Origin of the sequence: Bacillus sp. FSL H7-0578 (assembly GCF_038630855.1) — a bacterium.
Taxonomy (GTDB): Bacteria; Bacillota; Bacilli; order Bacillales; family Bacillaceae; genus Bacillus; species Bacillus safensis.
Map to the genome: position 1 here is coordinate 366,014 of NZ_CP152045.1, position 10,751 is coordinate 376,764.

Consider the following 10,751-nt stretch of genomic DNA (forward strand, 5'->3'; position numbering starts at 1 on the left):
AGAAGAGGCGGAGGATGAGAATGAATACAGTTTATTACCCCTTAACACATGCGCAAAAGCGAGTATTCTACACGGAAAGATTTTATCCAGGTACAAGTATTTCTAATTTGGGTGGATTCGCCAGGTTGAGATCAGCATCTGGTCTCGATCCTTCTTTGGTCGTCGATGTGCTTCAAGCGTACATTCGACAAACTGACTCTCTTCGGCTGAGGCTCGTGTATCGAGATGAAAAGGAGGAGCCTGTTCAATATATCAAACCTTATGAAAAACAGCCGATTCGCATGGAAAAGGGCTGGAGTGAAGAGGAAGTAAGGGTTTGGGCAAACGAGCAGATTCGTGAGCCGATGCCATTGATTGACAGCCCTTTGATTGAATTTACGGTGTTTCAAATCAGTGATCAAGAGTGCTGGCTGTTCTGTAAAGCACATCATATTGTCGCGGATGGTATTTCCATCATTTTAATGGGAAATCGCATTATTGACTTATATCATGACATGCTGCAAGGAGTAGACATCTCGCCAGTTGAGGAGATTTCCTTCGTTGATCACATCATGAGTGAGCAGACCTATGAATCTTCTAAACGTTTTCAAAAAGACCAAGCTTTTTGGAATGAGCAATTTGCTCATATTCCAGACTTCGCATCTTTAAAACCGCATAAGGGATACGAGATGAGTTTGCATGCGGAGCGATTTTCAGGGGATGTTCCAGATTCTTTAAAGGAGAAGCTTCGTGTTTTTTGTGAAGAACAGAAAGTCAGTATGCTTTCGATGTTTATGTCCACTGTCTATATTTACTTACATCGCTTTAGCGGTATGGAGGATGTCGTTCTTGGAACCTTTATGGGCAACCGGACGAATGCCAAAGAAAAAAAGATGATTGGGATGTTTGTATCCACGATTCCAATGCGTGCATCTGTTCAAGGATCGCAATCGTTTCTTGATTTCGTAAAGAAGGTCATGGCAGATCAAATGAAGATCTTGCGACACCAAAAGTACCCTTACAATTTGCTCATGAATGATTTGCGGGAAAGAGAAGGGTTTACAGGACGCCTTTTTGATATTTCTTTAGAGTATCAGGTGATGCAGTGGCAGAAAAAAGAGAATCTGTCGTTCATTACTGAACCGATTTTTAGCGGGAGCGGAATGAATGATATTTCAATACATGTGAAAGACCGCTGGGATACTGATACATTGACCATTGATTTGGATTACCGTACAGATGTATTCACAGAAGAAGAAATGAGTAAGATGTTTGATCGATTCTTGATATTACTAGAAGCGGCCGTCTCTCAGCCTGATCAGCTGATCGGGACACTGCCTTTACTTTCAGCAGGTGAACATAAGGAGCTGCTGCAATTATCTGAAGGAGAATCGTTTGAAAGGCCAGCAGCAAAACCGGTTCATCACATGTTTGATGAGACAGCCAACAAATATGCAGACCGGACAGCCGTTGTAGCAGAAAATGGAACAATTACTTATGGAGAGCTGCAACAACAGGCAGAAAAGCTGGCACGTTTTTTACAAATGAAAGGTATCTCACGTGATGTGCCTGTTGCTGTTTTGATGGAGCGGAAGACAGATGCCATGGCAGCAGTCTTCGGCATACTAAAGGCTGGCGGGGCATATGTACCAATTGATCCGGCATTACCTGAGGAGCGCATTCAATTTATTGTGGAGGATTCAGGTGCTTCTATTGTGTTAACAGAGGAATCGTTCATTCAAGATTACCCAGCCCTTTCGGAAAAATTGATCGTGCAGCAGCAAATATTATTAGATGATGGCCGGCTGCCTGAGCTTGTAGATCAGACGGCGCCGGATGATTTAGCCTACATGATTTATACATCGGGTACAACTGGAAAGCCGAAGGGCGTCATGATTGAGCATCTTCAGCTTCATCATTTGGTCCATGCTTTGCATCATGAGATTTATCAAGGGGCGAATGAGCTACAAATGGCGCTTCTAGCCCCATTCCATTTCGATGCATCGGTCAAACAAATCTTTGCTGCCCTTTTATTTGGACATACGCTTCATATCATCCCGCGAGAAACGACGAGAAATGGCATGCAGCTAGCGGCTTATTACAGAAAACATCAAATTGAAGCGGCAGATGGAACACCGGCGCATGTGCAGCTTTTACTTGCTGCGGATTTGGACGGGCTGTCATTGACGCACATGTTGATTGGGGGAGAAGCGCTGCCTGCGAAAGCAGCACGTTCACTCATTGAAGCAGTTCGTATGAGTCAGCCTGATTTTACTCTGTGGAATGTGTATGGTCCAACTGAGACGTGTGTGGATGCGGCGGTGCATCGTCTAGATCTCAGTGAGCTGAGCGAATCCACTGAACAGCGCTATGTGACGATTGGAAAACCGCTTGGTCATCATCGTATTTATATTTTAAATGAATATGATCAATTACAGCTGCATGGGGCAGCAGGAGAACTGTGCATTGCCGGTATAGGTGTTGGGCGAGGCTATGTGAATCAGCCTGAATTGACGGAGAAGGTATTCACAGCAGACCCGTTTTCTCCGCATGAGCGGATGTATCGAACGGGGGATCTAGTCAGATGGCTTCCGGATGGCACGATTGATTATCTTGGCAGAATGGACGATCAAGTGAAAATAAGGGGTTACCGGATAGAAACAGGCGAGATTGAAGCTGTGATGGAGCAGGTAGATGGAGTTGATAAGGCTGTCGTGCTAGTGGTTGACGAAGCGGATGGAGAAAAGGCGTTAAGTGCTTATTATCAAGCTCGTCATGAAGGTGTGTCTGTTGACATGCTGCAAGCGGCTATCAAACATCAGCTTCCAGCGTACATGATGCCTCTTTATTTCAAACAGCTCGATGCTTTTCCACTCACAGTCAGCGGCAAAGTCGACCGTCGTGCACTTGCTGCATTAAAAGGTGATAGAGCGGTACATGCTGTTTATACGGCACCTAGAAACGATATAGAAACGAAGCTTGTTCATTTGTGGGAAGACATTCTAGATCAAGAGAAGATCGGTGTGTATGATTCTTTCTTCGATCGAGGCGGGCATTCGCTCAAAGCGATGACCGTACTTACCAAGGTTCAGCGAGACTTTGAAGTGGAGGTGCCGCTCTCCGTTTTATTTGAACAGCAGACAATTGCTGCTCTAGCTGCTTATATTGAGCAAGCAGAAAGGTCTTCTGAAACGGTGATACCAAAAGCGCCGGCTGCTGATCATTATCCATTGTCGCCTCCACAGCAGCGCGTCTATATGGTGAGTCAATTGGAGCAAAGCACTGCATATCATATGCCTGCTGTTGTGAGGTTAAAAGGAACTCTGCAGCTTGAGAAGCTGACTGAAGCCTTTGACAGGCTGATCTCACGTCACGATATGCTGCGTACTTCTTTTCATACGATAAAAGGTGTTCCTCGTCAGCGGATTGTTTCATCAGTGTCCTTTCAAATAGAACAGCTGACAGGCGGTACGGTGGAAGAAAACATGCAGCAATTTGTCAGACCTTTTGATCTTGAGTGTGCACCGCTTCTTCGAATTGGTTTGCAGTCATTGCATGATCAGGAGCATTTGCTCTTTTTCGATATGCATCATTTGATTTCAGATGGTCTTTCGATCGATTTGATGCTGCGTGAGCTGTCAGATGCTTACGAGGGATCGGTTAAAGCACCATTGAAGCTTCAATATCAAGATTATGCTGTTTGGCAACAGCACCAAGGCTTTCAAAAAGAAGAGGCATTTTGGCTGCAAGAATTTTCGGGTGATATTCCGGCTTTACAGCTGCTGACTGATTATCAGCGTCCAGCTGTCCAGTCTTTCGCAGGTGATCGTGTCATCAAAGAAATAGATGAAGCGTTAAAGAATCAATTACAGGAGCTTGCAGCAAACCATCACACGACACTGTATACGGTCTTGCTTTCTGCTTACTATACACTGCTTGCGAAATATACGGGTCAAAAGGAATTCGTGGTCGGAACACCGGCGGCAGGGCGTGTGCATACAGATTTGAATGACATGATCGGTATGTTTGTCCAGACACTTGCTTTGCGGTCGGAGGTAGATCCGAATGGAACCATGTCTCAGCTGATTGAGCAAGTAAAGGAAAAGACGATGCAGGCATTTGAGCATCAGCAATATCCATTTGAACGGCTGCTTGAAAAGCTGAATGTGCCAAGAGATTTTAGCCGTCATCCATTGTTTGACACCGTCTTTACACTCGCGCCGGATCATGGAGCAGCTCAGCATATTGGAGACATGCTGGTCGAGGTTGAAGAAACCAATTTCCATATTGCGAAATTTGATTTAACACTGCAAGCGATGGGGTCAGATCAAGGTTTATCCTTTGTACTTGATTACAGTACGGCGCTATTTAAACGAAGTACGGCAGAGCAGATGATGAAACATTATGTTTATCTGCTGGAGCAGATGGTTCAAGCGCCGCAGGAAGCTATTCGATCCTATCGATTACTGTCTGAACAAGAAGCAGAAGCTCAGTTAAATAGGTGGAATCCGTTACCTTCGCCTTATCCAGCGGAAGAGACCATTGTGACGCAGTTTGAAAAACAGGTGCAGCAGCATGGTCATCAGCCTGCATTGCAATGTGAAGATGTGGTTCTTTCTTATCAAGAGCTGAATGACCGAGTGAATCAGCTGGCTCATTATTTGCGTGAAAATGGTTTTGAAAAAGGAATGAAAGCGGCCTTATTCTTTGAACGTTCCAATGAAATGGTGCTCTCTGTTTTGGCTGTGCTTAAGGCTGGCGGTGTCTATGTACCAATTGACCCCGATTTCCCTGATGAGCGCGTGAAGCACTTTTTAACAGACAGCGGTGCACAATTCTTACTGACACATCAAGTGCTGCGCCATCGCTCGGTGCTCACTGCATTTGAGGGAACCATCATAGAAACAGAAGATCAAGCGATTGCTCAGCAGTCAGACAGCCCTATAGATGTTCATATTTCACCTGAGGACTTAGCGAATTTGACCTATACATCTGGTACAACCGGTAAGCCTAAAGGAAATATGGTGACACACCGGAACATATTGAGAACGGTGAAGCAATCGAATTATCTCACCATTCATCCTGAAGACACAGTGATGAGCCTCTCAAACTATGTATTTGATGCCTTTATGTTTGATGTGTTTGGTGCTCTATTAAACGGAGCGAAACTCATTGTTCTGCCAAAGGATCATATTTTAAACATGAATGAGCTTTCTGGAGCGATTGAGAAGGAAAAAGTCAGTATTTTAATGATCACGACAGCTCTTTTTCACTTACTCATCGATATGAAAAAAGACAGCCTGAAAAACGTAAGAAAAGTGCTGTTTGGCGGAGAACGTGCTTCTGTGCCTCATGTAGTGACTGCACTTGAGACAGTTGGGAAAGACAAGCTTGTTCATATGTACGGACCTTCTGAGAGCACAATTTTCACCACATATTATCCTGTGAATCACATTGAGAAGCAGGCGTTATCCATCCCAATCGGAAAGCCAGTGAGTCAAACGGCTGTTTATATTGTAGATGAGTTTGGACATGTTCAGCCGCCGGGTGTGGCGGGAGAGCTATGTGTCGCTGGTGATGGACTGGTGAAAGGATATTATAAGCAGCCAGAACTAACAAGCGAAAAGTTTGTCAACAATCCTTTCCGCCCTGAAGAAACCATTTATAAAACGGGCGATCTTGCACGCTGGCTGTCAAATGGAGATATTGAATTCATTGGACGGATCGATCATCAAGTGAAGATTCGCGGACAGCGTATCGAGCTTGGGGAAATTGAACACCAGCTGCTGCGGCATCCTCAGGTGAAGGAAGCTGTCGTCATTGCTGCTCCGAATGACACGTTATGTGCGTATTTCACAGCAGAAGGATCTGTCTCATTAACTGATTTGCGCGAGCAAGCAGGACGTGAACTGCCTGTATATATGATGCCGGCATTTTTCATGCAATTAGACGAGCTTCCTTTGACGAATAATGGCAAGGTCGATAGGCGGGCGCTGCCGGCACCTGATCTCAGTGAGCAGGGGGCAAATGAATACACCTCTCCTCAAACAGAAACAGAGCGTCTGCTGGCGAACATTTGGGAGGAAGTTCTTGAAGTGCCGCGAATCGGCAGGCATGATCATTTCTTTGAATGCGGAGGCCATTCGCTGCGCGGCATGAAAATGCTGAACAGGCTGTATGAAGAGATGCAGGTGGAGCTCACTTTGAAGTCTTTATTTGAATCCCCAACATTAGAAGCGTTCGCCCTTGCGGTTGATCAAGCGGATCAAACGGAGATCAAGCGAGTAGAAGTTGCCAAAGAGGCGGCCTATTATCCAGTGACATCTGCTCAGAAAAGACTGTTTGTTTTGGAGAAAATGACTGATGCGGAGCAAAGCTATCATATGCCGGCTGCCTTAAAGCTAGAAGGCGCCTTTGATGAAAAACGATTTGAAAAGGCAATTGATCAGCTAGTCCAACGTCATGAAGCTTTCCGAACGAGCTTTGATTTTGTTGAGAATGAACCTGTTCAACGGATTGAAACAAATGTCTCTATAGACATTGAAAAAATTGAACAGAACGGCCGAGACATACAGGAATTAATGAATGACTTTATCAGGCCATTTGATGTAGAAAAAGCGCCTTTACTCAGAATAGGGCTAGTTTCCGTTTCCGTAAATGTCCATTATTTACTGATTGATATGCATCATATCATTTCAGATGGTGCGTCTGTTGGCATTTTAATTGAGGAGCTATCAGCCTTGTATCGGGGAGACAAACTAGAGGAATTACCTGTTCAATATAAGGATTATGCAGTTTGGTCAAAAAGTGAGGCATCTGCTGCGCAAAAAGCAGCTGAAGAGGCATTCTGGCTGGATCAATTAGAAGGGGAACTGCCTGTACTGGCACTGCCGGAAGACCTGCCAAGGCCAAAAGTGCAAACATTCGCAGGAGATCGTGTCTCATTTACAATCGAAGGTTCGCTTAAAGCGAAATTGGACGAACTCGTTAGAGCGCTCAACAGTACGACCTATACAGTCCTGCTTGCTGGCTACAGTATTCTTTTAAGCAAGCTTTCAAGACAAGAGGATATCATCATTGGTTCTCCGGTTGTTGGCAGAACCCATCCTGATATTCAATCTGTGATCGGCATGTTTGTGAACACGCTGGCACTTAGAACAAGACCAGCAGGACATCAGACAGCTGCTGAATTTGCGTCAAATGTGCATCAGCTTGTGTTAGAGGCAAACGAGCATCAGCTGTACCCATTTGAAGAATTGGTAGATCAGGTGCAAACGGTTCGAGATACAAGCCGCCATCCAATTTTTGACGTGGTATTCTCAATGGAAAATGCGGATATTCGCGATTTATCAATGGATGGGCTTCACATTGTTCCACAGCCATTCGAAGAGAAGAATGCCAAATTTGATTTGACCTTAACTGGAAACGAATCCGCAGATCAAATTGAGCTCGTGTTTGATTTTAATTGTTCTATCTTTCAAAAGACGTCAATTGAAAAGTGGAAAGAATATTTCCTTCATTTGCTGGAACAAATGGTGTCAGCACCAGATCAATCGTTAGATCAAATGCGATTATTGTCACCACAGCAGCAGCAAAAACAGCTGAACGAATGGTCAGGACCTATCCTAGACGTCCCATCAAATCAAACCGTTCATGCCCTGATTAAGGCTAAGGCGCTTGAAGCACCGCACCAAAAAGCAGCGGTCTTCTGCGGAACGAGCTGGACGTATGATGAGCTGAACCATCGGGCGAATGTAGTCGCTTCAAGACTCATCACAAACGGCACAAAACCAGGCGACCGCGTCGGCATTCTCACTCGTCCGTCCCTTGATATGACAGCCGCTGTCCTTGGTGTCCTCAAGGCAGGTGCGGCATTCGTCCCGATTGATGCAGACTATCCAGCGCAGCGTATTGCATACATGTTGGAAGACTGCGGGGCAGAGGTACTTCTAATGCAAAAAGGACTTACTGCACCATCTTCATTTACAGGTCATGTGCTGTTCATAGAAGATGCCGTAGAAGGAGAAGCTCACGAAATTCAGGTTCATATCAAACCAACGGATCTTGCCTACATGATTTATACCTCTGGGACGACAGGACAGCCGAAGGGTGTCATGGTTGAGCACCAGTCCCTTGTGAATCTTGCGTTCTGGCACAATGATGCCTTCCAAGTGACACACGAGGATCGAACTGCGAAATATGCCGGCTTTGGCTTTGACGCCTCCATTTGGGAGATGTTCCCGACGTGGATCGCCGGCGCAGAGCTGCACATTATCGACGAAGCGATTCGCCTCGATATGATCAAGCTCAATGCTTATTTCAATGAAAAAGGCATCACCATTTCCTTCCTGCCAACGCAGTTATGCGAGCAGTTTATGTCAATGGACAACCATTCTCTGCGTTATTTACTAACAGGCGGAGACAAGCTGAAACAGGTAAAGCCGGTTCCATACAAACTAGTGAATAACTACGGTCCAACTGAAAATACAGTCGTAGCGACAAGCGGAATGATCGATCCAGAAAAAGGCACGCTTCCGATAGGAACAGCCATTGCCAATACACGTTTTTACATCATGGGTTCTTTATACGACCTGTCGCCGCCAGGCGTACCCGGTGAGCTCGTCATTGCAGGAAAAGGGCTAGCTAGAGGCTACTGGAATCTTCCAGAAGAAACAGACAAACGATTTGTCCCAGATCCATTTTATCCAGGCGAGCGCATGTACCGCACAGGCGATTTAGTGAAATGGACAGAGGATGGCGAGCTGATCTATCTCGGCAGAATAGACCATCAGGTCAATATCCGCGGCTTCCGGATTGAACTGTCAGAAATTGAAGCGCAGCTCCTGACGCTGGATTCGGTCAAAGAAGCCGTCGTGACAACGGTCAAAGATGCGGGTGATCAAGACGCCCTTGCCGCTTACGTAATCACGAAGAACGATACAGATACAGAGAACTTAAAAGAAAGCCTAAAACGCACGTTACCAGAATACATGGTGCCATCATGGATCATAAAACTAGATCAATTTCCAATGACGGCCAATGGAAAAGTCGATCTCAAAGCATTGCCAGCACCTGATATCGAAGCGAATCAAACGGTATACGAAGCACCAAGAGACGAAGTGGAAACACTGCTTTGCGGCATTTGGGAAGATGTCCTTGGCGTCAGCCAAGTCGGCATTCACGATCACTTCTTCTTCCTTGGCGGAGATTCCATTAAAGGCATCCAAATGGCAAGCAGACTCACGCAAGCGGGCTGGAAGCTCGATATGAAACTTTTATTCCAGTACCCAACGATTGCGGAGCTGCGCCCATATATCGAGGAAGCTGATCAAATGACAGCTGACCAATCACCTGTCGAAGGAGAAGTCATTTTAACACCGATTCAACGCTGGTTCTTTGAACGAAACTTTACGAATCAGCACCATTGGAACCAATCGATGATGCTTCATGCGCCAAATGGTTTAAATGAGAAAAACGTTCAGCAAGTACTGGAACAGCTCATGATTCATCATGATGCCTTGCGAATGGTGTATCCGCTCGAAGAAGGGCGCGTCATCCAGCGTCATCGAGGAATCGAGGAAAATAATGTGGCAATTGATGTGGTGGAAGTAACAGGAGAGCTGTCGCAGCAAATCCAGCAGGTAGAAAAGCTGGCAAATGAAGTGCAGGCGAGTATATCGCTAGCAGACGGGCCTTTAGTGAGACCTGCCATTTTCCGAACGGATCAAGGGGATCATTTATTGCTGGCTGTACACCATCTTGTCATTGATGGTGTGTCATGGCGCATTTTCCTTGAAGATTTCATGGCTCTTTATGAACAGTCGAAGCGCGGGGAAACTCTTACCCTTCCTGAAAAAACACACTCCTTCCAAGAATATGCCCAGAAGCTGACTGAATACGCTGTGTCAGATGAGCTGCTATCGGAAAGAGATTATTGGAAAAAGGTGCTTGCGCATTCCGTTCCTCCACTTCAAAAGGATCATGTCACGGAGGATCAACGAATGCTTCATACACAGACCATTCGTTTTACATTGTCTGAAGAGGAAACACGCAGTCTGCTGACGGATGTACATGAAGCCTACCAAACAGAAATCAATGATATTTTGCTGACGGCATTAGGGTTGTCCATGAAAGAGTGGACAGGTGAAGACAGGCACTTTATTCATCTTGAAGGACACGGGAGAGAGGACATCCTTCCTGCAGTCAATGTATCACGGACCATCGGCTGGTTTACTAGTATGTATCCTGTGTTATTGGATATGTCGCATGCAGACGATCTTTCTTATCAGATCAAGTATTTAAAAGAGGAACTCAGACACATTCCGAACAAGGGCATCGGCTATGGCGTTTTAAAATACTTAACACCTGACAAGATGAAGGACGATATCGATTTTCAAGTCACACCAGATATCAGCTTTAACTATCTTGGTCAGTTTGATGAACAGATCGGCGGCGGTGAATTGAGGCGTTCTCCATGGCATGCAGGACAATCGCTGAGCCCTGAATCTGAGAAACCTCATGCGCTGGATATTGTTGGTTTCGTAGAACAAGCAATGCTCCATGTGACGATTTCCTATCATCACCTTGAATTCGAAGAACGTACGATCGAACAGTTCAAGGAACTCTTAGAAAAGAATGTGAAGGCACTGATCTCACATTGTCTATCACAGGATGAGAGTCAGATCACACCTAGTGATGTGGGGGATGAGGATCTCACCATGGACGAACTTGAAAAGCTAATGGATCTATTTTAAGCAAAAATGAAGAGGTGG

General features: G+C 45.4%; 1 protein-coding gene. It reads left to right on the plus strand.

The genetic code is table 11. The features are described 5' to 3' along the window. Positions 1–20: 20 nt before the first annotated feature. Positions 21–10,733 (plus strand): non-ribosomal peptide synthetase, encoded by a 10,713-nt coding sequence (locus MHB41_RS01955; protein ID WP_217008885.1) that lies wholly within the window; start codon positions 21–23, stop codon positions 10,731–10,733. Positions 10,734–10,751: the final 18 nt, after the last annotated feature.